This is a genomic window from Streptomyces sp. NPDC001415 (genome assembly GCF_053597395.1).
Window position 1 is genome coordinate 18,378 of sequence record NZ_JBSFIE010000002.1, and the last position, 26,084, is coordinate 44,461.

Sequence of the window (26,084 nt, forward strand, 5' to 3'; positions counted from 1 at the left end):
AGTGGATTGAGGTGCCAGTGCCTGACGTCTCCGTGATCGTCATCGTCTACAACGACGCAGATCGCCTGCCGACGGCTGTCCAATCGGTCTTGGACCAGACGTTGAACAGCGTCGAGGTCCTGATCGTCGACGACTGCAGCACCGACACTTCCTTCGAGGTCGCCCGGGCACTGGAGGCTTCTCACCCGGGCCGCATCCGCGCTTTCCAGCTGCCCGAGAACAGCGGCGCGGGCGGCGAGCCGCGCAACGTGGGCATCGGCCATGCCACGGGCCGCTACATCATGTTCCTGGACAGCGACGACGTGCTGGAGCACAACGCCTGCCGGAACCTTCTGGAGGCCGCGGAGAACACGCGGGCAGACATCGTCTCCGGCCTCTGTGTACGCCTCACGCAGGGCACCCGCACCACGAAGCGCACCGAGTGGTACCCGTGGCTGTACCGGACCACGCGCACCCTGGAGTCGATCACCGAGCTCCCGGACCTGTTCGTGTGGGACACCCTGTCCACGAACAAGTGCTACCGCCGCGAGTTCCTCCTCGACAACGACCTGCGCTTCCCCAAGGGCATGTTCTACGAGGACCTGATGTTCATCGCCGAGGCCTACCTCGCCGCGAACCGCATCACCCTCATCCCCAACCAGGTCTATTTCTGGAACGTGCACGAGAAGGCGGCCGTGAAGTCGGTCACCAACCGGCGCCACGAGATGACCAACTACGAGCACCGGCTGGAGATCCACCGCCGGATCGAGGCGCTCCTGGAGCACAACGACCTGCACGGGCTGCGGCTCGCCAAGGACGTCAAGTTCCTCAAGCACGACCTGGTCCTGCACCTGCGTGACCTGCCGCACCGTGACGAGGAGTACCGGGCGGAGTTCGCCGAGCTGTCGCGCGAGTACCTGGCGGACCTCTCCCCCGAGGCGTACGACAGCGTCCTGCCGATCCAGGCGATCTGCTCCTATCTGCTCCAGCAGGGCGACTGGGACAATCTGCTGCCGGCCGTGGACGCGCTGATCCGCCGCAACACGGTGACGTCGCCGCTGATCGAGCGGGACGGCCGGATCTACTGGTGCGGCGAGCACCTCGACACCGCCGACGGCGCCAAATTCCTGGATGTGACGGGGCTCGGCTACCACACCCGCCCGCTGACCCAGCTCGCGCTGGGCAACCGCCTGACCTCGTACGCCGACGACGGGCGCGGCAAGGTGCGGCTCGGCGGGTCGGTCGTCAATCCGCTGGGCCGGATCCGGTCCGGGGCGAAGCTGAGCGGCACCCTGGAGTTCCGGGCCCGCCGCACCAGCCTGCAGTCCTTCAAGTTCCCGCTGTCCTCGCTGAAGCACGCGGGCCGGACGCTGGACTGGACGGCCGAGGCCGATCTGGCCCGCAAGCTGCGGCCGCTCGGCATCATCGACGTGGTCTGGGACGTGTGGGTCAACCTGGACGTCGACGGCGAGAAGGTGCCGACCCGCCTGGGCGCGGGCCGTATCGAGCTGGAGTCGGCGCGCCCGCTGCGCATCCGGCCGCGTCTGAGCCGTCTGGTCGCCGACCGTCTGGTGCCGGAGATCTCCGCGAAGGGCAACCTGTCGTACCTGCTGACCGCGGAGGGCCAGGCCACCGTCCGCACCCAGGAGCTGATCGGCGAGGCCCTGCAGAGCAAGGCCGCCTCGCTGGCCAAGAAGGGTCTGCGCAAGGCCAAGAAGGCCAAGAAGGACCTCAACTCGGGCGACACCAAGATCCGCGTGTACCACGAGGCGTTCTCCAAGCTGCCCATCCGCAAGGGTCTGGTGGTGTTCGAGAGCCACATGGGCAAGCAGTTCAGCGACAGCCCGAAGGCGATCTACGACGAGATGCGCCGTCAGGGCGTGCAGTTCGACGCGGTGTGGTCCTACGACGGCGCCAAGCCGACCGGCTTCCCGAAGGACGCCACGCTGGTCAAGCGGTGGAGCTACCCGTATCTGCGGGCGCTGGCGCAGGCCGAGTTCTGGATCGACAACCAGGGCTTCCCGATGAAGCTGGCCAAGCGGCCCGGCACGACGTACATCCAGACCTGGCACGGCAGCGCGCTCAAGCGGATGGGCTTCGACGTGCCGCAGATGAAGCTGCTCAACCGGGCAGGACAGGCCACCCACCAGAAGGTCCTGGACCGCTTCGACCACTTCCTGATCCGCTCCGAGCACGATGTGCGCACCCTGGCCAGCGGCTTCCGGCTGCGCGACGAGGTGCTGCTGCGCACCGGCTACCCGCGCAACGACGCGCTCGTCGCGGCGCGCGAGCAGGAGGCGGAGAGCGGGGAGCGGGTCCGCGGCCCGATCGCCGAGCAGCTCGGCATCGACGCGGACAAGAAGGTGCTGCTCTACGCGCCGACGTTCCGCGCCTCCGAGTCCGGCGCGGTCAAGAAGTTCGAACTGCCCTTTGACGTCGAGGAGTTCGCGGACCGCTTCGGCGACCGCTACACCCTTCTGATCCGCTCGCACTATCTCAACCAGGTGGTCCTTCCGCCGTCGGTGCGCGGCAAGGTCATCGACGTCTCGCAGGGCCACGACATCACGCCGCTCCTCGCCCTGGCCGACGGTCTGATCACCGACTATTCGTCCCTGATGTTCGACTATGCTCTGCTCGACCGTCCCATGATCTTCTTCGCGTACGACTACGAGGAGTACGCGGACGAGACCCGCGGCACCTACTTCGATCTGCGCGACAAGGCGCCCGGGCCGGTCGTCGCCACCGAGAGCGAGCTGTTCGCGACGGTGGACGGCCTCAAGGCGGCGGACGCCGACTACGCGGCGGCCCGCGAGCGGTTCGCCACCGAGTTCGGCGAGTACGACAAGGGCACCGCGGCCCAGCAGATCGTTGCCAAGTTCTTCACTCCCGGGAGCGGTAAGTGACTGAAGTGACCGCCACGGACGGCGGCCGTGACATCTTCCTCGTCTCGAACGCCGTCAACGAGCTGGGCGGCGTGACCACCTGGTCGCACCAGATGGCCCGCCTTTTCGTGGAGCGCGGCAACAAGGTCCACGTCGTCGGCATCACCCCGCCGTCGGTCCCGCACGAGCTGGACGACGACCTGCCGTACGCGACGACGACGCTGTACGACGTGCATCCGCCGTCGGTGGGCAGCGCGCGCGGCATCAAGGGCAAGCTGAACGTCGTCGAGCACCGCCGCCGGGCCGCCCGCGCGGCCGGCATGCACGCGCAGGCCGCGAAGATGACCCGGCTGTTCCGCCAGGCCAGGCCCGGCGCGATCGTCATCGTCACCCAGGTGTGGGCGATGGAGTGGGTGGCGCTCGCCGACACCTCGAACGTGACGGTCATCGGCATGACCCACGAGTCGTACGAGACCTGCCGCAAGTCCTCGCGCTTCGGCCGGGTCAAGCGGTTCTACAAGGACGTCGACCGGATGCTCGCGCTGACCCGCGAGGACGCCGACCTGTGGGCGCTGCAGCGCCTGGACAACGTGGGCTTCATGCCCAACCCGCTGCCGTTCTTCCCCGAGGTGCCCTCGCCGCGCACCGAGAAGCACGTGGTCAGCATCGGCCGGCTGCACGAGGAGAAGGGCACCGACCTGCTCCTGGACGCCTGGTCCGAGGTGGCTCCGGTGCACCCTGATTGGACGCTGCGGATCTACGGCTCGGGCTCCGACGAGGAGGCTCTGCGCCGCCAGTGCACCGAGCTGGGCCTGGACGGTTCGGTGGAGTGGATGGGCCGCACCGACGACCCGGCGGGCGCGCTGCGCGACGGCTCGGTCTTCACGCTCGCCTCGCGCGGCGAGGGCTTCCCGCTGTCGCTGATGGAGTCGATGGCGACCGCCGTGCCGTGCGTCGCCTTCGACGTCGCCCCCGGCATCCACGAGATCATCCGGGACGGCGAGGACGGTCTGCTCGCGCCCCCCGGCAACACGCACGTCTTCGCACGCCGTCTGAGCAGCCTCCTGGCCGACCAGGAGCTGCGCGACCGTCTCGGCGAGGCGGCCCGCGAGAACATCCAGCGCTACCGGACCGAGGAGATCGTCCGGCGCTGGGAGGCTCTGTTCGACCTGCTCCAGCGCTGACCGCCCCCGAGACCCCCTGGAATCATGAACTCATCGACCACTGTGGCCGCCGACGACAGCGCAGCCGATGCGCAGAGTGCCGCCGCGGACCGCCCCGAGCGGTCGGGGGCGCGCAGAGCCCTGCTGTGGACCGCGGGGATCCTCACCGCCGCCACCGGCATACTCCTGGCCGTCGGCTCGTTCCTGGGCCTGTACGTGCGGCCCACATCCGACGACTGGTGTGCCGCCTGGAAGTCCCGGGACATGGGCGTCTTCGGCATCACCTCCGACTTCTACAACACCCAGAACGGGCGGGTCACCAACGCCTTCCTGAGCGGGATCATCTACTCGGACGGCCTGGCCGGCATCAAGATCCTTCCGGTGATCCTGGTGGTCACCATGGGCGTCGGCCTGGTGCTGCTCGGCCGGGAGATCCTGCGGGCGTTCGGCACCCGGGCCCCGCTGCTGCTGCTCGTGGCCGTCGCGATGGTCCTGGAGGCGCTGCTGTTCTTCGCGGGCACCCGCTCCTACCAGGTTCTCCTGTGGACGCCGGCGACGATCTCGCACACGATGCCGTTCATCATCGCCCTGTGGGCGCTCCTGTTCGGCATCTGGGCGTTCCGCACCGGCCGCAAGGCGCTGCGCAACACCGCGCTGGTCCTCACGGCCGTGGTGGGCTTCGCGATCGGCACGCTGAGCGAGCCGTTCACGGTGGTCAGCTGTGTGCTGGTCGGCACGGCCGCGCTGGTGTGCCTGCCGCGCCTGAAGGTCGCCAAGAGCTGGTACCCGTTCACCTGGTCCGCCGTGTACTGCGTGGCGGCCGTGATCGGCCTCGCCTTCCTGTACACCTCGCCGGGCGCCCGCTGGCGCCGGGCGCAGACGCCGCCGACGAAGATGAGCGTCGGCGACGTGTTCAAGGACTACTTCCACATCTGGGACACGATCCTGCACCAGTGGATCTACCTGGGTGCCGTTGCCGCCGGTCTGCTCCTCGGCCTCGCCGTGGCCCTGCTGGCGCCGCGCCGCGAGCGGCCGGCCGCCTCGCGTCCGCCGGTCGCGATGCTGCGCGTGATCGCCGTGCTTCCGGTGCCGCTGATGGCGCTGTGCACGCTGCTCGTGGCGTACGCGCTGCGCAGCGGCTACGGCCCGACGGGCTGGACGTACGCGCGTACCTGGATGAACTTCATGATCCCGCTGGTGATCGCGCTGTGCGGGTACGGCGTGCTGCTCGGCCACTGGGCCGGGCGCCGCATCGCGGAGCGCAGGGCGCCGCGCATGGTGCCGATCGTGGCGACGGTCCTGGTCGGCGCGTTCGCGCTGTCGGCGACGGCGGCCCTGGTGCCGTCGGTGCAGCAGCTCGCCGTCTCGACGGTGTACCGCAGCATCGCCTGGGACAAGCAGAACGCGAAGATCCGCTCGGAGATCGCCAAGGGCGAGACGGACGTGGCGTACAAGCCGATGTACATCGGTTCGCTCGCCGAGCCGTTCTTCACCAAGAACTACAAGCGCGACTGGGTCGCCCAGTGCACCGCGAAGTTCTACGGCGTGGACCGCGTCCACAAGCAGTGACGTAGCGACGACGAAGGAGGGGCGCCCCGGTTTTCTCCCGGGGCGCCCCTCCTTTTACGTGTCCGGGCCTTGCCCGTCCGGGTCTCAGACGGCGTCGCGGTGGTGGCGCCAGCCCGCCCACGCCGAGGAGATCATCGAGCGCACGTCGTGGTGGGCCTTCCAGCCGAGTTCCTCGGCGATGCGGTCGGCCGAGGCGACGACGCGCGCCGGGTCGCCCGCGCGCCGCGGGTGGACCTCGGGGGCGATGCCGCGGCCGCTGATGTCGTTGATCAGGTCGACCATCTCGCGCACCGAAACGCCTTCACCGCGGCCGATGTTGACGGTCAGGTCGCCGTACTCGCCGGCCTTCGCGGACTCGGCGAGCTTGCGGGCGGCGGCCAGGTGGGCGTCGGCGAGGTCCTCGACGTGGATGTAGTCGCGCACGCAGGTGCCGTCGGGCGTCTCGTAGTCGTCGCCGAAGATGCGCGGCGGCTCCCCGTCCTCCAGCTTCTCGAACACCATCGGGACGAGGTTGAAGATGCCGGTGTCGGCGAGTTCGGGGGTGGCGGTGCCGGCCACGTTGAAGTAGCGCAGGCAGCCGGTTGCGATGCCGTGGGCCTTTCCGGCGGCGCGGACCAACCACTCACCGGCCAGCTTGGTCTCGCCGTACGGGCTCATCGGCAGGCACGGGGTGTCCTCGGTGACGAGGTCGACGTCCGGCATGCCGTACACGGAGGCGGAGGAGGAGAACAGGAAGGTGCGCACGCCCGCCTCGGCGACCGCCTCCAGGAGCACGGTCAGGCCGAACACGTTCTCCCGGTAGTAGTGCAGCGGGATCTCGACAGACTCGCCGACCTGCTTCTTGCCCGCGAGGTGGACGACGCCGGTCACCGCGTGCTCGGCCAGGGTGCGGTCCACGAGTTCGCGGTCCAGGACGGAGCCGACCACCAGAGGCACATCCTGCGGCAGGCGGGCCGCGTCACCGCTGGAGAGGTCGTCGAGGACGACCACGCGCTCCCCCGCCAACGTCATGGCCCGCACGACGTGGGAACCGATGTATCCGGCGCCACCGGTGATCAGAAAAGTCATTTGCGCGTCCACGTCCTCATCGTCGCCTTGATCGAACCGTCCGGGCCAGTCTGCGCAGCTTCCCGCCGACCACCCCGAAGGCCCCCTGCACTCCGGGCGCGAGCCGCACCGCGAGCGATCCGCTCGACGTCCGGTACGGCTGCACCAGCAGAACACCGTACCGGCTGCCGGGGACGGCCGTGCGCCGCAGCCCGGCCTGCTTGGCCCGCAGCGTGGTGTGCGGGCCCTGGCCGGGGCCGGTGTTCAGGCGGACCCTCAGGTCCCAGATCTGGGTGCCGCGGCCGCCCGCCGCCGCCAGCCTGGCCAGCGGTACGGGTGCCTGCCCGCTCCAGCCGCCCCTGGCGGCGCGCAGCGGCGCCGTGACGGTCAGGGCGCTCTCCCCGCCGTCCCTGGGCACGAACTCGATGTCGGCGCTGGCCGGGGGGCCGCTCGCGGCGAGCCGCCCGTACAGCTCGTGCACGCGCAGCTTGAGGATGCCGCGCCGGCCGGCGAGCAGGGTCGCGTCCACGGAGACGGGCAGCCGGCCGGCGGGCAGCGCGTCGAGTCCGTCCAGCGGTACGTGCAGGTCGTCCGTCCAGACCGGGCCGGATTCGGCGGTGGCGTACGGCGGGATCAGGCGGGCGGGGTCGGCGGCGAGCTGGGAGAGCCGGTCGAGGTCGCGGGGGGCGTCGGCGGCGAGCACCACCTTGGCCGCCCAGCGGGCCGGGGCGGCGGCCGCGGCCACTTCGGCGGCCTCGAAGGAGGCGAGGTGGTCGCGGGTCAGCCGCCACCAGTCGGCCTGGTACCCGGCGTCACGCACGCGCAGCTCGCGCAGGTACAGGCACAGGTCGTAGTCGACGAACTTGGTGCGGCAGGCGGCGGCCAGGGTCTTGCGGTCGGCGGCGCGGAACGCCTCGACGGCCTTGGTGTGGGCGGCGATGCGCGCCTGCCAGTTGCCGACGTCCTTGCGGGCGAGCGAGATGGAGACCTGGGCGGCGGCGCGGCGCACGTGCCAGATGTAGACGAGCTCGGGCACGACGGCGATGCGGGGGGCCGCGGCGTACACGCGGGCCGTGAAGACGAAGTCCTCGTACACGAACCTGCCGTCGGGGAACCGGAGTTGACGGCTCGTCAGGAAGTCGCGGCGGTAGAGCTTGTTGACGCAGAGCGTGTCGTGGAGCAGCTCGGGCGCGGCCTCGGGCGACTCGTACACGGCCGCCTCGTTGTAGAGGCCGGGCTGCCAGCGGACGTCGCGGCCGCCGGGCAGCTCGCGGCGCACGGCGCGGCCCACGGTGACCTCGGTGCCGTGCTCCTCGGCCGCGGCCAGGAGGGCGGCGACGGCGCCGGGGGGCAGCACGTCGTCGCTGTCGAGGAACATGACGTACGGGGAGGTGGCGACGGCGATCCCGTCATTGCGGGGCGTTCCACACCCGCCACTGTTCTCTGTACGCCTCACCACGCGCAGCCTGGGCTCGGTGGTGGCCAGCTGGTCCAGGACGGCGGCCGTACTGTCGCCGGAGCAGTCGTCGACGGCCACGACCTCGGCGACGGCCGCGCCCTGCGCGAGCGCCGACCGCACGGCGTCACCCACCAGCTCGGCGTCGTTGTAGGCGATGACGACGACGCTGACACCGGTGGGACCGTGGGGGGTGGCAGAACTCTGGCTCACCCGCCGAATCCTACGGGAGCTCCCTGTGCCCCTTACGCTCCCCAACCCCCTGGGGCCCCGCCCCAGGGCCCGTTCGCGCCTTAAGGGCCGAAATGGCCAGATGCGGGCCGGCATCAGTACCGCCAGGGGCGCGGGGAACTGCGCAAGTTCCCCGCGCCGACGCAGCCGAGCCCCCCACGCCCCGTGCAGGACTGGGCGCCGCCTAGAAGGGCCCGAACTCCTTGAACTCCTGGTCGGCCTCGTCGCGCTCGGCTTCGCGGTCACGGCGGCGCTGGGCGGCGGGCCGAGGCGCCTCAAGGCGATGGTCCTCGCCACGGCGCCCCAGCATCTCCGCGCCGGCCATCATCGTCGGCTCCCAGTCGAAGACGACCGCGTTCTCCTCGGGGCCGATGGCCACGCCGTCACCGGAGCGGGCTCCTGCCTTCATCAGGGCGTCCTCGACGCCGAGGCGGTTGAGGCGGTCCGCGAGGTAGCCGACGGCCTCGTCGTTGTTGAAGTCGGTCTGGCGGATCCAGCGCTCCGGCTTCTCGCCACGCACCCGGTAGACGTCGTTCGCCTCGTCGTAGGCGACGGTGAAGCCCGCGTCGTCGACGGCCTTCGGGCGGATGACGATGCGGGTCGCCTCCTCCTTCGGCTTGGCCGCGCGCGCCTCGGCGACGATCCCGGCGAGCGCGAAGGACAGCTCCTTCAGACCCGTACGGGCGACGGCGGAGACCTCGAAGACCTGGTAGCCGCGGGCCTCCAGGTCGGGGCGGATCATGTCCGCGAGGTCCTGGCCGTCCGGGATGTCGATCTTGTTGAGGACGACGATGCGGGGCCGGTCGTCGAGCCCGCCGTACTGCTTGAGCTCCTCCTCGATGATGTCGAGGTCGGAGACCGGGTCGCGGTCGGACTCCAGGGTCGCGGTGTCCAGGACGTGCACGAGGACCGAGCAGCGCTCGACGTGCCGCAGGAACTCCAGGCCCAGGCCCTTGCCCTGGCTGGCGCCGGGGATCAGGCCGGGGACGTCCGCGATGGTGTAGACGGTCGAGCCGGCCGTGACCACGCCGAGGTTCGGGACCAGCGTCGTGAACGGGTAGTCCGCGATCTTCGGCTTGGCCGCCGAGAGGACCGAGATCAGCGAGGACTTTCCGGCACTCGGGTAGCCCACCAGGGCCACGTCGGCGACGGTCTTGAGCTCCAGGACGATGTCGGCGGTCTCGCCGGGCACGCCGAGCAGCGCGAAGCCGGGGGCCTTGCGGCGGGCGGAGGCGAGCGCCGCGTTGCCGAGGCCGCCGCGGCCGCCCTGGCCCGCGATGTAGGTGGTGCCCTCACCGACCAGGTCGGCGAGCACGTTGCCCTGCTTGTCGAGGACGACGGTGCCGTCGGGCACGGGCAGGATCAGGTCCTGGCCGTCCTTGCCGGAGCGGTGGTCGCCGGCGCCGGGCTGGCCGTTGGTGGCCTTGCGGTGCGGCGAGTGGTGGTAGTCGAGAAGCGTCGTCACGGACTGGTCGACGACCAGGGTGACGTCGCCGCCACGGCCGCCGTTGCCGCCGTCAGGCCCGCCGAGCGGCTTGAACTTCTCACGGTGGACGGAGGCGCAGCCGTGGCCTCCGTTACCCGCGGCGACGTGCAGCTCGACGCGGTCCACGAAGGTGGTCATGGGATGTGCCTCCTGAGGGTCCCCCGGCCGAAGGCTGAGGGAAAGTACGGATTGTCTATCTAGTAACACGCGAAAGGCGGACCCGCTTCCCGTGGGGGAAGTGAGGTCCGCCTCCGCTGAAACCGCTCTACGAGTGCCTAAGTGATCAGGCAACCGGAACGATGTTCACGACCTTGCGGCCACGGTGGGTGCCGAACTGCACCGCGCCGGGCAGCAGCGCGAACAGGGTGTCGTCGCCACCGCGACCGACGCCCGCACCCGGGTGGAAGTGGGTGCCGCGCTGGCGGACCAGGATCTCACCGGCGTTGACGGTCTGACCGCCGAAGCGCTTCACACCGAGCCGCTGAGCGTTGGAGTCGCGACCGTTCCGAGTGGACGATGCGCCCTTCTTGTGTGCCATGTCTCCTCAGTCCCTTACTTCGCAGCCGTGGGGATGCCGGTGACCTTGATCGCCGTGTACTGCTGGCGGTGGCCCTGGCGACGGCGGTAACCGGTCTTGTTCTTGTACCGAAGGATGTCGATCTTGGCACCCTTGTGGTGGTCCACGACCTCGGCGGTGACCTTGATACCGGCCAGCACCCACGGGTCGCTGGTCACAGCGTCGCCGTCGACAACGAGCAGGGTCGAGAGCTCGACCGTGTCGCCAACCTTGGCAGTGGAAATCTTGTCAACCTCAACGATGTCGCCGACAGCAACCTTGTGCTGGCGACCACCGCTGCGCACGATGGCGTACACGCGGATCTCTCTCTCGCTCGATACGGAACCCTTGAAGCCAGCCATCCCGCAGAAGTGCAGGGGGCCTCCCCCGGCGGACCGGGAGGTGAGGTGCTCAGGGGCAGGCGCGTATATAAACACGCCGAGGGTCAAGGCTACGGGGCCGGACGTGGTGGGTCAAACCAGGGTCGTTACCCGCACCCATCAGCGACGAAACCACACGACTGGGCCCGGAAGTTCCGGCCCGGATCCGCCCGCCCGCGGGCGGTCCGACAGAGCCCGCCCCCGGTGATCCGGGGGCGGGCTCTGGGGCCGTACATCAGCCAACTGCCGCTTGGCGTACGCCGGTTGGGCGCGGGCCGGCCGTCAGCTGTCGGTCGACGCCGAGACCGACGTCTGCTGCTGCTCGGCCGCCGCCGTCTTCTTGGCGGTGGCCGCCTTCTTGGCGGTCGTCTTCTTCGCCGCGGTCTTCTTGGCCGTCGCCGTCTTCTTGGTGGCGGCCTTCTTCGCGGTGGCCTTCTTCGCCGTCTTGCGGGCCGCCTTCTTGGCCGGTGCGGCCTCCTCGGCGGGTTCCGCGACCGCGGTCGCCTCGGCCGGGGCAGCGGCCGGCTCGGCCGCCGGGGTGGCGGCCACCACGACGATCGCGGCGTCCTCGGCACCCGACGGCGGACCGGCCGGGGCCGTGGCCTTGCGGGTCGCACGGCGACGGGCCCGCGGCGGGGCGGCGACGGGCGCCTCCTCGACGACGGGTTCGGCGACGGGCTCGGCGACCGACACGGCCGACTCTGCCACCGGCTCCTGCGCCTCGACCTCTTCGGCCTTCGGCTCGGGCTCCGTGACGACCACCACCGGCTCGGCGACGGCCGCCGTCGGCGCGCCCGCCGGGGCGGTCGCCTTCCGGGTGGCGCGGCGACGGGTGCGGCCGCGCGGCGCGTCGTCCTCGATGAACGAGGCGACGGTCACCGCGGCCGGAGCCTGCGCGGCCTCCGGCTCCTCGGCCACGGCGGCCGGGGCCTCGACGGCGGCCGTACGGGGCGCACCGGCCGGAGCCGAGGCCTTGCGGGTCGCACGGCGACGGGACCGGCCGCCACGCGCGGCGGCCTCGGCCTCGGCGGCGCTGCTGTACAGCTCCTCGTCGGGTACGAACTCTGGCTCCGCCAGCGCCACCGGAGCGGCGATCTCGGCGGCGACCTCGGCCTCGACGGCCTCGGCGGACTCGCTGTCGAGGACCTCGTGCTCGTGGGTGTGCTGGTCGAGCTCGGCGCCACCGCGGCCGCGCTTCTTCGCGCGCTTGCCCGCACCGCCGCCGCCGACCGCCGTCGGCTGCTCCATGTGCACGATCACGCCGCGCCCGTTGCAGTGGACGCAGGTCTCGGAGAACGACTCCAACAGGCCCTGGCCGACCCGCTTGCGGGTCATCTGGACCAGGCCGAGCGAGGTGACCTCGGCCACCTGGTGCTTGGTCCGGTCGCGGCCCAGGCATTCGAGCAGCCTGCGCAGGACCAGGTCCCGGTTGGACTCCAGGACCATGTCGATGAAGTCGATGACGACGATGCCGCCCAGGTCGCGCAGCCGCAGCTGGCGCACGATCTCCTCGGCCGCTTCGAGGTTGTTCCTCGTCACGGTCTCTTCGAGGTTGCCGCCCTGGCCGGTGAACTTGCCGGTGTTGACGTCGACGACGATCATCGCCTCGGTCTTGTCGATCACCAGCGAGCCACCGGACGGCAGCCAGACCTTGCGGTCCAGGGCCTTCGCCAGCTGCTCGTCGATCCGGTACGTCGCGAAGACGTCGACCTCGCTGGTCCAGCGCGAGAGCCGCTCGGTCAGGTCCGGCGCGACGTGCGCGACGTAGCCGTGGATGGTCTCCCAGGCCTCGTCACCGCTGACGATGACCTTGGTGAAGTCCTCGTTGAAGATGTCGCGGACGACCCGGACGGTCATGTCCGGCTCGCCGTAGAGCAGCGACGGCGAGGACGTCGAGATCTGGTTGGCCTTCTTCTGGATGTCGGCCCACTGCGCCTGCAGCCGCTCGACGTCGCGGCGCAGCTCGTCCTCGCTCGCGCCCTCGGCGGCGGTGCGCACGATGACGCCCGCGTCCTCGGGGACGATCTTCTTGAGGATGGTCTTCAGGCGCGCGCGCTCGGTGTCGGGCAGCTTGCGGCTGATGCCGGTCATCGAGCCCTCGGGCACGTACACCAGGTAGCGGCCGGGCAGCGAGACCTGGCTGGTCAGGCGGGCGCCCTTGTGGCCGATCGGGTCCTTGGTGACCTGGACGAGCACCGACTGGCCGGACTTGAGGGCGGCTTCGATGCGGCGCGGGCCGTTGCCCATGCCGAGCGACTCGAAGTTGACCTCACCGGCGTACAGGACGGCGTTGCGGCCCTTGCCGATGTCGACGAACGCGGCCTCCATGGAGGGCAGCACGTTCTGGACCTTGCCCAGGTAGACGTTGCCTACGTAGGAGGTGGCCTGCTCCTTGTTGACGTAGTGCTCGACGAGCACGTTGTCTTCCAGGACGCCGATCTGGGTGCGCTCGCCGCTCTGGCGGACGACCATGACGCGCTCGACGGCCTCGCGGCGGGCCAGGAACTCGGCCTCGGTGATGATCGGGACGCGACGGCGGCCCTGCTCGCGGCCTTCGCGGCGGCGCTGCTTCTTGGCCTCCAGACGCGTCGAGCCCTTGATGGACTGGACCTCGTCGGAGGAGGTGGACTCGGCGGCGCGCTCGCGGGCCGGGCGCGGCTCGCGGACCTTGACGACGGTACGCTCCGGGTCGTCGGAGCCCGGCTCGCCCTCGGGGCCCGAGTCGCCGGAGCGGCGACGGCGGCGGCGCCGGCGACGGCTGCTGCTGGTTCCGGCCGCGGAGGGGGTGCCGTCCGTGTCCTCGTCCTCGTCGTCCTCTTCGTCGGACTCGGAGCCCTCGGCCTGCTCGGCCGGCTCGTACGTCTGCTCCTCCGCGGCGTCATCGGCCTCGGCAGGCTCGCCACGGCGGCGGCGACGGCCGCCCCGGCGACGGCGGCGCGAGGGACGGTCGTCGTCGGACTCCTCGGACTCCGCTTCGGCCTCGGCCTCGGCCTCCTCGACGTGCTCGACGTGCTCGTCGATGGGGGCCTCGGCGGGCTTCTCCTGGACCGGCTCGGCGGGCTCACCACGGCGGCGGCGACGGCGTGAGCGGCCCTGCGGCTCGGCGGCCTCGACCACCGGCGTCTCCTCGGCCTCGGCCTCGGGCTCCTCGACGCGGGCGGCGACAGCGGCGGCCGCGGCCGTCTCCGGCGTCTGGAACGTCGGCTCGGTGAAGACCGGCGCCTGGAACACGGCCACGGCGGGACGCGTGGCGCGGCGGCGGGAGCGACCCGTGACGGGCTCCTCCGCCTGCGGCGCGGGCTGCGGCTCGACCGGGGTGAACTGCGGGGTGGACGCGGGCCGGGCCGCCCGACGGCGGGTACGTCCGCGAGGCGCCTCGTCCTCGGCGGCCGGGGCGGCGGCTTCGGCGGGCTCCTCGACGGCGGCCGGGGCAGCGGCGGCGGGCGCGGCGGCCTGCCGGGTGGCGCGGCGACGCGTACGGCCACGCGGGGCCTCGTCCTCGACGGGAGCCTCGACGACCGGGGCCTCGGCGGCGGCGGTCTCCTCGGCCTCTTCGGCCTCGTCGAGCTCCTCTTCTTCGACGACCTCGACCGGGGCCGAGACGGTCGTCTGCGGCGCGGTCGCCTTACGGGTCGCACGACGACGGGCACGCGGCGCGGGCGCCTCGACGGCTTCCTCGGCGGCCTCCGGCTCGGCGGCGGCCGGGGTCTCGACGACCTCGATGATCTCTTCGGCGGCCTGGGGCGCACCGGCGGGAGCCGTCGCCTTACGGGTCGCACGACGACGGGTACGCGGCGCGGGCGCCTCGGCGACCTCCGGCTCGGCGGCGGCCGGGGCCTCGACGGCCTCTTCGGTTCCGGCGGCCTGGGGCGCACCGGCCGGAGCCGTCGCCTTACGGGTCGCACGGCGACGGGTACGCGGCGCGGGCGCCTCGGCGGCTTCCTCGGCGGCCTCCGGCTCGGCGGCGACCGGGGCTTCGGCGACCGGGGCTTCGGCGGCCGGAGCGGTCGCCGTGCGGGTGGCACGGCGGCGGGTGCGCGGCGCCGGAGCGGCATCGGCCTCGTCGGCGGACACGGCGGCCGGTGCGGCCGTCTCCGCGACGGGCTCCGCGGTGTGCCCGGCGGGCTCCGCGTTCTGTGCGCCCACCGGCGGCCCGGCGGGCCGCGACGCCGCGCGGCGCCTGCGGCGCGGCGGCAGCGTGTCGCTGGGGCTGTTGTTGTCGTTGGTGTTGTCCCCGGTGGTGCCGGGTTCGTTCTGCTCAAGCATGCGGGCGTAGCTCCCGTCACGCTCCCGGGCGCCGCGCCTGTTCCGGTCCGGCGGCACGGCCCGCGTGATGTGCGCGGGTGCCGCCGTCCGGGGCGCGGGCGCCGCACGGGAGCTGATATCTGGCTCGCCGGTTCCGTACGCGGTACGTACGGCCTGGCGAAAGTCTTCAGGTCAGTGCGCGGCCCGACCCAGGTGGCTCCCGAGTGCCAGGGCTGCGCTACGACGACCGCCCTTACGCGGCGGGACCTTCCGGCGCCGTCGCAGAGACCGTCCCGGCGGCTGTTTGTGGAGCGGCCGGGGCTGCCTCGCGGTCGGGCGCGAGCGGGTCGGTCACCGTGCCGGACTCCTCGTCGAAGAGCCCCTGCGCCAGCCTGGTCACCGCTGCGGGGACCGGCGGCGCCAGGTCGGCCACAGCTCGGAGACCGGACAGGACGTCGTCGGGTCGTACGGCAGGTGTCAGGTGCCGTACTACCAGCCGCAGTATCGCACAGGCGTCGTCGAGAGGCCTATCAGCCTGCGGAGGAAGCGCCTGGAGCTCGGCGACGGCGCCCCGGGTGTCGAAGGTGCGCATGCCGTTCTTGGTCTTGCGCTGGACCTCGACGGTCTCGGCGGCCAGGAACGTCGCGACGGCCTTCTCGGCCGCGTCCACGGTGACGCCGTCCAGGCGCAGCTCCCAGACGGAGGCCGTGAGCCGGTCGGCGAGGCCCGAGGTGCGGGCCTCGACCGCGTCGATGATGTCGAGCCCGGTGGGCAGCGACTCGTCGAGCAGGGCGCGCAGTTTTTCGGGGTCGCGCTGTGCGGTGAGGGCGATCTCCAGGTATTCGGCCTCGGAGCCGACGCCGGTGGGTGCGGCGTTCGCGTACGACACCTTGGGGTGCGGGGTGAATCCGGCCGAGTACGCCATGGGCACCTCGGCGCGGCGCAGGGCCCGCTCGAAGGCGCGCTGGAAGTCGCGGTGGCTGGTGAACCGGAGGCGGCCGCGCTTGGTGTAGCGCAGTCGGATGCGCTGCACCGCAGGTGCGGGCGGCGGGCCTTCGGGCTGTCGCTTGCCCAGTGGTTCTTCTCCTCGGTGCGGGGCGGGCGCGGTGAGCGCCGCCCACCGTCCTGTGGGGCCCCTCCGGTCACGGCCGGTGCGCCACCCGGCTCATCCCTCCGTCTTGCTGAGGGAGATCTCGGGGGCGGGCACCGCGCCGGAGGCAGTAGTTGTACTACCCAGAGTACGCGCCCGGTGCTCGCCCTGTTCCCGGGGCGGCCCGCCGATCAGTGCGCGCCAGGCGTCGCGCCGGGCGGTCCGTACGGTCTCGCGCGCCGAAGCCAGCGCCTGGCGCGCACCGCGCCCCGCCGCGAGCGCGGCCTTCTTGGCCGGTCGCAGAACGGTGTTCCGCACCCAGTGCCCGACCGGCGTCAGAAGCACGACGTACGCCCAGCGCACCGGCCGTCCCACGAGGTTCCAGCCGAGCCATTTGAGCCCGCGCCCGACCGCCCGCGACACGAACCCGGCGGCCCGCCAGGCATGCCCGATCGCGTCGCGGATCTCCCGCCCGACAACGACCACCGCCCGCCCGAGCGGCGCGAGCAGCGTGCCGACCCCCCGGGCGAGCCACGCGACGGCCCGCCCGAGCGGGGTCAGCACCCACGCGTACAGCCACACCGCGGGCACGACGAGGGCGTACGTCCAGAGCGGGACCACGACCCATCGCCACACAGCCGCGCACGGCCACCCGAGCAGCACCTTGGCGAGCCACCCGATCCCGGCCCCAACTACCCTCCCCAGCCAGGCAGTTGCCCGCCCGAGCGGGATCAGCACCCAGGCGTACAGCCACCCGGACGGGATCACGATCAGGGCGCGCCACAGGGGGGCCAGGACCACTCGGCGCAACGTCTTCGCGCCGGCCGCGAGGAGGTCCCAGAGCATCCGTACGGGGACGACCAGGACGAGCACCACGATCCGCACCGGGACGCGGATCGCGACGGTCAGGCACCCTTCGGGCCCCTGCGGGGCGGGCCGGTTCTCCATATGGTCAAGGATGCGCAAAGGGCCCCCGGCCGTTGCGGCAGGGGGCCCTTCGTGATCAGGCGGTTATGCACCCGGAGCGGGCAGGGTTCAGTTCTTCACCGTGAGCGGCAGCAGCTTCTTGCCCGTGGGTCCGATTTGGATGCTCGTGTCCATCTGGGGGCACACCCCGCAGTCGAAGCACGGCGTCCACCGGCAGTCCTCGACCTCGGTCTCGTCGAGCGAGTCCTGCCAGTCCTCCCAGAGCCAGTCCTTGTCGAGGCCGGAGTCCAGGTGGTCCCACGGCAGGACTTCCTCGTAGGTGCGCTCGCGGGTGGTGTACCAGTCGACGTCCACGCCGAAGGAGGGCAGCGTCTTCTCGGCGCAGGCCATCCAGCGGTCGTAGCTGAAGTGCTCGCGCCAGCCGTCGAAGCGGCCGCCGTCCTCGTAGACGGCGCGGATGACGGCGCCCACGCGGCGGTCGCCGCGCGAGAGCAGGCCTTCGACGATGCCGGGCTTGCCGTCGTGGTAGCGGAAGCCGATGGAGCGGCCGTACTTCTTGTCGCCGCGGATCTTGTCACGGAGCTTGGTCAGGCGCGCGTCCGTCTCCTCGGCCGACAGCTGCGGCGCCCACTGGAACGGGGTGTGGGGCTTGGGGACGAAGCCGCCGATCGACACCGTGCAGCGGATGTCGTTCTGGCCCGAGACCTCGCGGCCCTTGGCGATGACGTTGACCGCCATGTCGCCGATCTGGAGGACGTCCTCGTCGGTCTCGGTGGGCAGGCCGCACATGAAGTACAGCTTCACCTGGCGCCAGCCGTTGCCGTACGCGGTCGCGACGGTACGGATGAGGTCCTCTTCCGAGACCATCTTGTTGATGACCTTGCGCATGCGCTCGGAGCCGCCCTCGGGGGCGAACGTCAGACCCGAGCGGCGGCCGTTGCGGGTCAGCTCGTTGGCCAGGTCGACGTTGAACGCGTCCACGCGGGTCGACGGCAGCGACAGGCCGATCTTGTCGTCCGTGTAGCGGTCCGCGAGGCCCTTGGCGATGTCACCGATCTCGGTGTGGTCGGCGGAGGAGAGGGAGAGCAGGCCCACCTCTTCGAAGCCGGTCGCCTTGAGGCCCTTTTCCACCATCTCGCCGATGCCGGTGATGCTTCGCTCCCGCACGGGGCGCGTGATCATGCCGGCCTGGCAGAAGCGGCAGCCGCGGGTGCAGCCGCGGAAGATCTCCACGGACATGCGCTCGTGGACGGTCTCGGCGAGCGGGACCAGGGGCTGCTTGGGGTAGGGCCACTCGTCGAGGTCCATGACGGTGTGCTTGGACACCCGCCACGGCACGCCCGACTTGTTCGGTACGACACGGGCGATGCGGCCGTCCGGCAGGTACTCGACGTCGTAGAAGCCCGGAACGTACACCGATCCGGTCTTCGCGAGGCGGAACAGGACCTCTTCGCGGCCGCCGGGGCAGCCTTCCGCCTTCCACGCGCGGATGATCTCGGTCATGTCGAGGACGGCCTGCTCGCCGTCGCCGATGACCGCGCAGTCGATGAAGTCCGCGATCGGCTCGGGGTTGAAGGCCGCGTGGCCGCCCGCGAGCACGATCGGGTCGTCGATGGTGCGGTCCTTGGACTCCAGCGGGATGCCCGCCAGGTCGAGCGCGGTGAGCATGTTGGTGTAGCCGAGCTCGGTGGAGAAGCTGAGCCCGAACACGTCGAAGGCGCGCAGCGGGCGGTGGGAGTCCACCGTGAACTGCGGCACCTTGTGCTCGCGCATGAGCTCTTCCATGTCCGGCCACACACTGTACGTGCGCTCGGCGAGGACGCCCTCGCGCTCGTTCAGTACCTCGTAGAGGATCATGACGCCCTGGTTGGGCAGCCCGACCTCGTACGCGTCCGGGTACATGAGCGCCCAGCGGACGTCACACTCGTCCCAGGCCTTGACGGTGGAGTTGAGCTCACCGCCGACGTACTGGATCGGCTTCTGCACATGCGGGAGCAGCGCTTCGAGCTGTGGGAAGACGGACTCGGCAGACATCTCGACCTTCGTGGGCTGGCAGGGGGACGACTCTCTAGCGTAACGCGAGCCGAGTCGCCCCCTCGCACGACGATCATGGGGCCGTCAGGCGTTCCCGGAGCTTGGGGGCGCTCGCCCGGGCCCAGACCTCGGGCAGTTCACGCTCGCGCCTCTCCGCCGTCGCCTCCTCCTGGCCGTACAGGAGTCCCCAGGTGAACGCGGACTCTCCGGCCGCGTGGGCCTGCGCGGCCAGCGTGCGCAGGGCGTCGCGGGCGACCACGCTGTCCTGGTGGTCGCCGAGCACGTTCTGTACGGCCTTCATGCGCTTGGCGAACTTCCCGGCGGGCTTGCCGAGCGCGGGGGCCGCGGCCTCGGCAGCGTAGCGGGCGCGCTTGGCGGCCTTGCGGGCTTCGTGCAGGGCGAGGTCCCGCTCGTGGCCGGGGGCGAGGCCGAGCGCGGTGTGGACGCGGCCCGCGAGCCGGTCGTAGTCCTTGAGCACGGCCCTGGGCAGGACGTCGGCGACGGGCCGCTCGGCCGCCGGGAGCAGCGGCGGGGCCGCGAGCAGGGTGTCGAGGGTTCCGAGGAGGGCGAGGTAGCGCTTGCCGTCGAGTACGGCGACGGTCCTGCGCCGGGAGCCGGTGCGGCGGGCCACGGTCCAGATGCGCAGCCGGCCGCGGACGGGGCCGAGCAGCAGGGTGCGGGGCAGGGCGTCGATGCGGGTCCGCAGGCGTTCGGTGAGCACTTCCTGGTCCCGGTCGACTCCGAGCTCGGCGGCGAGCCACTTGAGTTCCTCGCCGACGGGGTCGGTGGCGGCCCGGTCGACGACCTTGGAGTACGACTTGAACGCGCTGCGCAGGCGGCGGGTGGCGACCCTCATCTGGTGGACGGAGTCCGGCAGTTCGCGGCGGACGGCGGGGTCAAGGGCGATGATCGCGTCGCGCTGGGCGCGCAGGTAGCCGAGGACGTGGGCGCCCGCGGTGCCTTCGGCGGGCCCGGTGTTCTTCGCGTCCTTGGCCGTCCTGCGCGGCTTCGGGGCGGTCTCGCGCAGGGCCCGGGCGACCTTGGAGGAGCTCGTCGAGGGCCGGATGCCTGCTTTTCGCAGCCGTTTCTCCACACCGTCCAGGATGCTCTCGTCGTCGATCCCGTCGGCGAGTTCCACCTCGATCTCGGTCCAGGTGGTGGACGAGGCGCCATCGCGCAGCCCTTCGGCGCGGACGGTGTCGATGCTGAGCTCGGCGAGCAGGGTGTGGTCGTCGGCGAGCAGGTGGCGTACGTCGCGGGAGGACAGCAGCCTGACGACGGGCAGGAGTTCACCGTCGCGGACGCGGGAGCGCAGCAGGGCGGCCAGTGCGGGCGGGAGGCGGTCGGAGAGCGGGGCGCGGATCTCGTCGCGGATGCCCGCGGTGACCGGGAACTTGAGGTGCCAGCCGGCGTCGGCGCCGCCCGTTCTGCGGCGCAGCGTGAGGGAGTCGGCGTCCAGGCGCAGGTCGGGGGTGTCGTAGTAGACGGCGTCGAGGTGGACGACGCCCTTGTCGACGATGTCGGTGATGCCGGGGACCCGGGTCAGGTCGGGGAGCCGCAGCAGGTCCCCGTCGGACGGGGTGAACTCGAATTTCCGCTCGATCTCGCGCTTCGTGTCCGCCATGACCAAAATCTAGACGCGATCGGCGGTCGGTGGCAGAGCCCCGGACCGGCCATCTCTCGGACCGGTCCGAAGCCCTGGCCGCTATGCCGTTATCGGCCGCTGCACCCGGATCGACTGGAGCAGCCCTATGGCGACCCACACCGCGAACATCGACGAGCCTCCGTAGGAGACGAACGGCAGGGGGATGCCCGCCACCGGCATGATGCCGAGCGTCATGCCGATGTTCTCGAAGGACTGGAAGGCGAACCAGGCGATGATGCCGGCCGCGACGATGGTGCCGTACAGCTCGGTCGTCTCGCGGGCGATGCGGCAGGCGCGCCACAGGATGACGCCGAGCAGCACGATGATCAGGCCCGCGCCGACGAAGCCGAGTTCCTCACCGGCGACGGTGAAGACGAAGTCCGTCTGCTGTTCGGGGACGAACTGGCCGGTGGTCTGGGAGCCCTTGAAGAGCCCGGTGCCGGTCAGGCCGCCGGAGCCGATCGCGATCCTGGCCTGGCCCGTGTTGTAGCCGACGCCGGCCGGGTCGAGCTTGGGGTTGGCGAACGCGGCGAAGCGGTTGATCTGGTACTTGTCCAGTATCCCGAGCGCGGCGACCAGGACGGCCCCGACCACACCGGCACCGAGCAGCCCGAAGATCCAGCGGTTGGAGGCCCCCGAGGCAAGCAGCACGCCGAGGATGATCACCAGGATGACCATGGTCGAGCCGAGGTCGGGCATCAGCATGATGCAGCCGATCGGGATCATCGCGAGGCCGAGGGACTTCACGACCGTGCGGTGATCCGGATGCAGTTGGTCGCCCGCGTCGACCCGGGCCGCGAGCAGCATCGCCATGCACAGGATGATCGCGATCTTCGCGAACTCGGAGGGCTGGAGGGAGAATCCGCCGCCGAGCACGATCCAGGAGTGCGCGCCGTTGACGGTGGCGCCGAGCGGCGAGAGCACCGCGAGGAGCAGCAGGATCGAGAGCCCGTACAGGATGGGCACCGCGCCGCGCAGGGTGCGGTGGCCGAGCCAGATGGTGCCGATCATCAGGCAGAGCCCGATGCCGGCGTTCATGGCGTGCCGGATCAGGAAGTAGTACGGGTCGCCCTGGTTGATGTTGGTGCGGTTGCGGGTGGCGGACCACACCAGGAGCGAGCCGACGAAGCAGAGCGCGAGGGCCGCGAGCAGCAGCGGCCAGTCGAGCCTGCGCACCACCGAGTCGCGTGCGGTCAGTTTGGCGAAGGCGCCGCGCTCTTTGGGTGTGTAGCGCTGGACGGAGAAACCTGCCATGGCGCTAGTCCCTCCGTGGGTTGCGGTTGTCGACGTTCGCCGCCGGGCTGTTGTTGGGCTGCGGCTGTCCGCTGGGCAGCGGCTGGCCGTCGGGGCCCAGCTTGTCCTTGACCTTGCCGGCGTTCGGGTCGTACGCGGTGACGGTCGGCGCGTCGATGGAGCCGTCGGCCTGGACCTTGGGCAGGGACTCCACGGGCTGCGGCAGCATGGCGCGACTGAGGTCCTGGTGTCCGGCGTCGTCGACGCCGTACATCGCCTCGTAGATCCTGCGCACGGCCTCACCGGAGGCGCCGGAACCCGTACCGGCCTGGGAGATCGTCATGACGACCGTGTAGTCCTTGGAGTACGTGGCGAGCCAGGAGGTGGTCTGCTTGCCGTAGACCTCGGCGGTGCCGGTCTTGGCGTGCAGCTCGATCTTGTCCTGCGGCCAGCCCTGGAACTTCCAGGCGGCGGTACCGCCGGTGACGACGCCGGCGAGGGCCTTGTTGAAGCCGTCGAGGGTGGCCTGGCTGACCGGCAGCCTGCCGTTGACCTTCGGCTTGATCTCCTGGACGGACTTGCCGTCGGCGCTGATGATCGCCTTGCCGATGGTGGGTGCGTGTATGGTCCCCCCGTTGGCGATCGCCCCGTAGATCATGGCCTCCTGGATCGGCGTGACGAGGGTGTCGCCCTGGCCGATGGAGTAGTTGATCGCGTCGCCCTCGCGCATCTTGTTGCCTTCGAGGCAGTTCTCGTACGCGATCTTCTCGACGTAACTCCCGTCCTTCTTGCCGGTCTTGCACCAGCTGTCCTTCATGGACGCGAAGAGGTTCTCCTTCCACTCGCGGTCCGGGACGCGGCCGGTGACCTCGTTGGGCAGGTCCACTCCGGTGACCTTGCCGAGGCCGAACTGGTGGGCGGCCTTGTAGAAGAAGTCCTTGGGCTGGCCCTTCTTCGGGTTGATCCCGCCGTCCTTCTTCCACTCGTTGTCGGCGAGCCCGTAGAAGACGGTGTCGCAGGAGACCTCAAGGGCCCGGCCGAGCGAGATGGGGCCGAAGCTCTCGCCCTCGAAGTTCTTGAAGACCTGCCCGCCCACGGAGTAGGAGCTGGTGCAGGGGTACCCGCCGTCCCACTTGTAGCCGGCCTCGACCGCGGCGGCCGTGGAGACCACCTTGAACGTCGAGCCGGGCGCGGCCTGACCCTGTATGGCCCGGTTCAGCAGCGGGTAGTTGCCGTCCTTGCCGGTGAGCTGCTGGTAGTCCTTGGCGGAGATCCCGCCGACCCAGACGTTCGGGTCGTACGTCGGCGCCGATGCCATGGCGACGATCCGGCCGGTCTTGGCCTCCATCACGACGACCGCGCCGGAGTCCGCCTTGTAGTTCTCGTTTGTGATCTTGTCGAACTGCTTGCGGGCCTCGACCATCGCGTTGTTCAGCTCGTACTCGGCGACCGCCTGCACCCGTGCGTCTATCGACGTGACGACGTTCGCGCCGGGCTGCGCCTTGTCGCTCTGCGCCTGCCCGATGACCCGCCCGAGGTTGTCCACCTCGTACCGGGTGATGCCGGCCTTGCCCCGCAGCTGCTTGTCGTACGTGCGCTCAAGGCCGGAGCGGCCGACCTGGTCGGAGCGCAGATAAGGCGAGTCGCTGTCCTTCGCCTTGGTGATCTCGTCGTCGGTGACGGGCGAGAGGTAGCCGAGCACCTGGGCGGTGTTGGACTTGCCGGGCGCGGGGTAGCGGCGTACGGCGGTGGGGTCCGCGGTGATGCCGGGGAAGTCCTCGGAGCGCTCGCGGATCTGGAGGGCCTGCTGGGTGGTGGCCTTGTCGGTGACCGGGATCGGCTGGTAGGGCGAGCCGTTCCAGCAGGGCTTGGGGGTCTTGGCGTCGCAGAGCCTGACCTTGTCCATGACGTCCTGCGGCTTCATGCCGAGCACCTCGGCGAGCCGGGTCAGGACGGCCTTGCCCCGGTCGGGCATCTTGCTCAGGTCGGTGCGTGAGGCGGAGACCACGAGGCGGGTCTCGTTGTCGGCGAGCGGGACCCCGCGGGCGTCCAGGATGGAGCCGCGCACGGCGGGCTGGACGACCTGCTGGACGTGGTTGTTCTTGGCTTCGTCCTCGTACTCCTGGCCGTTGCGGATCTGCAGGTACCACAGGCGTCCGCCCAGCGTCAGCAGGAGCGAGAAGACCAGGACCTGGATGATGACGAGCCGGATCTGCACCCGGGGGGTGCGGCCGGTCTCAGGGATGTTGCTCATGCCGTGACGACCCCCTGGTTCACAGTCGCTTGACGCCCTTGATGCGGCCTGCGCGGGCCGCTCTGCTCCTGGCCGCCCTGATCCGCAGACCGCCGCGCTGGTTGCCGATGCGCAGGCCGGTGCCGCCGGAGAGCCAGCCGGAGGTGATGTTGTTCCTGGGACTGCCGTTGCCGGCGCTCTCGGCGAGCGGGTCGTGCTCCGCGCGCCGGGCGATCGCCATGATCAGCGGCACGATGAACGGCGCGAGCAGCAGGTCGTAGATCGCGGCCGTGAACAGCAGGCCGGGCAGGCCGACATGGCGGGCCGCGGTGTCCCCGACGAGCGCGCCGACCAGGGCGTAGAGCAGCGTCGAGCCGATGGCCGCGCCGACCACCACCAGCATCGGCCCGGCAGCCGTGCGCAGTCGGCCGTGGTCGGGCCTGGCGAGGCCGGCGAGGTAGCCGATCACGCACAGCACGAGGGCGTAGCGCCCGGCCGCGTGGTCGGCGGGCGGCGCGAGGTCGGCGAGCAGCCCGGCGCCGAATCCGACGAAGGCGCCGCCGAGGTGGCCGTACACCAGGGCCAGACCGAGGACGGTCAGGAGCACCAAGTCCGGTACGGCGCCCGGGAGTTGGAGGCGGGCGAGGACGCTCACCTGGACGACGAGGGCGACGACGATCAGGGCGGCGGAGAGGAGGACCCTGTTGACACGCATCTGGATCAGCTCCTACTGGTCGCCGTCGGCGTTGGCGTTGCCGTTGGGATCAGCGTTCGGATCGGGTGGATTCGGATTGGCGTTGCCGGCGGGAGGGTTCGCGTTCCCCGCGGGAGGGTTCGCGTTCGCGGCCGGCGGGTTGGCGTTCGCGTTGGGGTTGGGGTTCGCGTTCTGGTCGGCGATGTTGGTGTTGCCCTGGCCGTTCGGGGTGGCGGACGGGGTGGCCGTGACGGTGACCGTCGGGGTCGGCGTCGGCTTGGGCTTGGCCGGAAGGACCTGGTCGCGCGGGTCGGTGCGCGGGGCCTCGACGACGACGCCGACGATGTCGAGCTTGGTGAAGCCGACGAAGGGGCGCACGTAGATGGTGCGCGTGAGGTCGCCGCCCGAGGGGTCCACCTTGACGACCTCGCCGACCGGGACGCCCGGCACGAACGGCTTGTCGGCCTGCGAGCCGAAGGTCACCAGGCGGTCGCCGGGGTTGACCTTGGCCTTGCCGTTGAGCAGCTGCACCGACAGCGGCCGGTCGCCGTGGCCGGTCGCGAAGCCCAGCTCGTCGCTGCTCTCCATGCGGGTGCCGACGGTGAAGTCCGGGTCGTTGGCGAGCAGCACGGTCGCGGTGGAGGGGCCGACGGTGGTTACCCGGCCGACCAGGCCGTCGCCGTTGAGCACCGTCATGTCGCGCTTGATGCCGTCGTTGGACCCGGCGTCGATGGTGACCGTCCAGGAGAAGCCCTGGGCCGCTCCTATGGCGATGACCTGGGCGGCCTTGATGCCGTACTGGCCTTCGCCGGCGGTCTTCAGCATGGAGTCGAGCTGGTTGAGGCGGCTGCGGTTGCGGGCGTCGCTGCCGAGCTTCTGCTTGAGCACCTCGTTCTCGGCCTGCAGGGTGGAAATCCTGTCGTGGCGCCTGCCCGAGTCGCGTACCGCGCCGATCGCGTTGCCGACCGGGTCCACGGCGGCGGCGACCCCGTTCTCCACCGGCCCGAAGACCGCTGCGGCGGCCTGCCTGGCGCCGTCCACCGGTGAATTCGCCCCGCCTCTGATATCGACCGTGATCAGCGCGAACGCTACGGCGATCAGCAGCACCAGGAGCAGCCGGCTCTCTCGTGTGTCCCTCACGTGCGGCGGCCGTGCCTTCCTCGTAGGAATGTGGGTGATCTACAAGATCTCTTCGATCTGTATACCAACGATCCGCCGTACGGGTTGGCAGTGA

17 protein-coding genes are annotated in these 26,084 nt (G+C 70.9%); 3 read left to right on the plus strand and 14 right to left on the minus strand.

Annotated elements, in window-relative coordinates; genetic code table 11:
- The first annotated feature begins 11 nt into the window (after positions 1-11).
- Genes ACWC2B_RS02360 through ACWC2B_RS02370 form a run of 3 tightly spaced genes read left to right on the plus strand, consistent with a single transcriptional unit; the run spans position 12 to position 5,593 of the window.
- The gene (locus ACWC2B_RS02360) at positions 12-2,882 is read left to right on the plus strand and encodes a bifunctional glycosyltransferase/CDP-glycerol:glycerophosphate glycerophosphotransferase (protein ID WP_450714555.1); all 2,871 of its coding nucleotides are present in this window, start codon (positions 12-14) and stop codon (positions 2,880-2,882) included.
- Positions 2,879-4,045 (plus strand): glycosyltransferase, encoded by a 1,167-nt coding sequence (locus tag ACWC2B_RS02365; RefSeq protein WP_450714556.1) that lies wholly within the window; start codon positions 2,879-2,881, stop codon positions 4,043-4,045. Before ACWC2B_RS02360 ends, ACWC2B_RS02365 begins: the two co-directional genes overlap by 4 nt.
- A gap of 24 nt (positions 4,046-4,069) precedes the next feature.
- Positions 4,070-5,593 (plus strand): DUF6056 family protein, encoded by a 1,524-nt coding sequence (locus tag ACWC2B_RS02370; protein WP_450714557.1) that lies wholly within the window; start codon positions 4,070-4,072, stop codon positions 5,591-5,593.
- A gap of 84 nt (positions 5,594-5,677) precedes the next feature.
- Here ACWC2B_RS02370 and galE read toward each other — a convergent pair whose 3' ends face one another.
- The 14 genes from galE to mreC all read right to left on the minus strand — a co-directional run bounded on the left by galE (position 5,678) and on the right by mreC (position 25,990).
- Entirely contained in the window at positions 5,678-6,661 is a 984-nt protein-coding gene (gene galE, locus ACWC2B_RS02375) for a UDP-glucose 4-epimerase GalE (protein WP_450714558.1), read from the minus strand.
- A gap of 16 nt (positions 6,662-6,677) precedes the next feature.
- Positions 6,678-8,309, minus strand: a complete 1,632-nt coding sequence (locus tag ACWC2B_RS02380; RefSeq protein WP_450714559.1) for a glycosyltransferase family 2 protein — start codon at positions 8,307-8,309, stop codon at positions 6,678-6,680.
- Positions 8,310-8,511: 202 nt separating this feature from the next.
- Positions 8,512-9,951 carry a GTPase ObgE gene (obgE, locus tag ACWC2B_RS02385; RefSeq protein ID WP_450714560.1) on the minus strand — a complete coding sequence of 480 codons (1,440 nt, stop codon included), beginning with the start codon at positions 9,949-9,951 and terminating at the stop codon, positions 8,512-8,514.
- Positions 9,952-10,096: 145 nt separating this feature from the next.
- Entirely contained in the window at positions 10,097-10,351 is a 255-nt protein-coding gene (gene rpmA / locus ACWC2B_RS02390; RefSeq protein ID WP_450714561.1) for a 50S ribosomal protein L27, read from the minus strand.
- Between the two features lie 14 nt (positions 10,352-10,365).
- Positions 10,366-10,686, minus strand: a complete 321-nt coding sequence (rplU, locus tag ACWC2B_RS02395) for a 50S ribosomal protein L21 (RefSeq protein ID WP_114036861.1) — start codon at positions 10,684-10,686, stop codon at positions 10,366-10,368.
- A gap of 345 nt (positions 10,687-11,031) precedes the next feature.
- Positions 11,032-15,015 (minus strand): Rne/Rng family ribonuclease, encoded by a 3,984-nt coding sequence (locus tag ACWC2B_RS02400; protein ID WP_450714562.1) that lies wholly within the window; start codon positions 15,013-15,015, stop codon positions 11,032-11,034.
- 232 nt (positions 15,016-15,247) lie between these two features.
- Positions 15,248-16,027 carry a TIGR03936 family radical SAM-associated protein gene (locus ACWC2B_RS02405; RefSeq protein ID WP_450714563.1) on the minus strand — a complete coding sequence of 260 codons (780 nt, stop codon included), beginning with the start codon at positions 16,025-16,027 and terminating at the stop codon, positions 15,248-15,250.
- A gap of 132 nt (positions 16,028-16,159) precedes the next feature.
- Positions 16,160-17,032, minus strand: a complete 873-nt coding sequence (locus ACWC2B_RS02410; protein ID WP_450714564.1) for a hypothetical protein — start codon at positions 17,030-17,032, stop codon at positions 16,160-16,162.
- A gap of 87 nt (positions 17,033-17,119) precedes the next feature.
- Entirely contained in the window at positions 17,120-19,045 is a 1,926-nt protein-coding gene (locus ACWC2B_RS02415) for a TIGR03960 family B12-binding radical SAM protein (RefSeq protein WP_450714565.1), read from the minus strand.
- Between the two features lie 73 nt (positions 19,046-19,118).
- Complete coding sequence (locus ACWC2B_RS02420; RefSeq protein WP_450714566.1) at positions 19,119-20,669, minus strand: CYTH and CHAD domain-containing protein; 1,551 nt, start codon at positions 20,667-20,669, stop codon at positions 19,119-19,121.
- An 81-nt stretch (positions 20,670-20,750) separates the two neighbouring features.
- The gene (rodA, locus tag ACWC2B_RS02425) at positions 20,751-21,944 is read right to left on the minus strand and encodes a rod shape-determining protein RodA (RefSeq protein WP_450714567.1); all 1,194 of its coding nucleotides are present in this window, start codon (positions 21,942-21,944) and stop codon (positions 20,751-20,753) included.
- Positions 21,945-21,948: 4 nt separating this feature from the next.
- Positions 21,949-24,177 carry a penicillin-binding protein 2 gene (mrdA, locus tag ACWC2B_RS02430; RefSeq protein ID WP_450714568.1) on the minus strand — a complete coding sequence of 743 codons (2,229 nt, stop codon included), beginning with the start codon at positions 24,175-24,177 and terminating at the stop codon, positions 21,949-21,951.
- A 19-nt stretch (positions 24,178-24,196) separates the two neighbouring features.
- Entirely contained in the window at positions 24,197-24,871 is a 675-nt protein-coding gene (gene mreD, locus ACWC2B_RS02435; protein ID WP_450714569.1) for a rod shape-determining protein MreD, read from the minus strand.
- 12 nt (positions 24,872-24,883) lie between these two features.
- Positions 24,884-25,990, minus strand: coding sequence for a rod shape-determining protein MreC (gene mreC / locus ACWC2B_RS02440; RefSeq protein WP_450714570.1), 1,107 nt, complete (start codon positions 25,988-25,990; stop codon positions 24,884-24,886).
- Positions 25,991-26,084 lie beyond the last annotated feature (94 nt).

Coding starts and splice junctions, on each gene's coding strand:
- ACWC2B_RS02370 (WP_450714557.1), top strand. CDS start 4,070: ATGAACTCATCGACCACTGTGGCCGCCGACGACAGCGCAGCCGATGCG.
- galE (WP_450714558.1), bottom strand. CDS start 6,661: ATGACTTTTCTGATCACCGGTGGCGCCGGATACATCGGTTCCCACGTC.
- obgE (WP_450714560.1), bottom strand. CDS start 9,951: ATGACCACCTTCGTGGACCGCGTCGAGCTGCACGTCGCCGCGGGTAAC.
- rpmA (WP_450714561.1), bottom strand. CDS start 10,351: ATGGCACACAAGAAGGGCGCATCGTCCACTCGGAACGGTCGCGACTCC.
- ACWC2B_RS02400 (WP_450714562.1), bottom strand. CDS start 15,015: ATGCTTGAGCAGAACGAACCCGGCACCACCGGGGACAACACCAACGAC.
- ACWC2B_RS02410 (WP_450714564.1), bottom strand. CDS start 17,032: ATGGAGAACCGGCCCGCCCCGCAGGGGCCCGAAGGGTGCCTGACCGTC.
- ACWC2B_RS02415 (WP_450714565.1), bottom strand. CDS start 19,045: ATGTCTGCCGAGTCCGTCTTCCCACAGCTCGAAGCGCTGCTCCCGCAT.
- ACWC2B_RS02420 (WP_450714566.1), bottom strand. CDS start 20,669: ATGGCGGACACGAAGCGCGAGATCGAGCGGAAATTCGAGTTCACCCCG.
- rodA (WP_450714567.1), bottom strand. CDS start 21,944: ATGGCAGGTTTCTCCGTCCAGCGCTACACACCCAAAGAGCGCGGCGCC.
- mrdA (WP_450714568.1), bottom strand. CDS start 24,177: ATGAGCAACATCCCTGAGACCGGCCGCACCCCCCGGGTGCAGATCCGG.
- mreD (WP_450714569.1), bottom strand. CDS start 24,871: ATGCGTGTCAACAGGGTCCTCCTCTCCGCCGCCCTGATCGTCGTCGCC.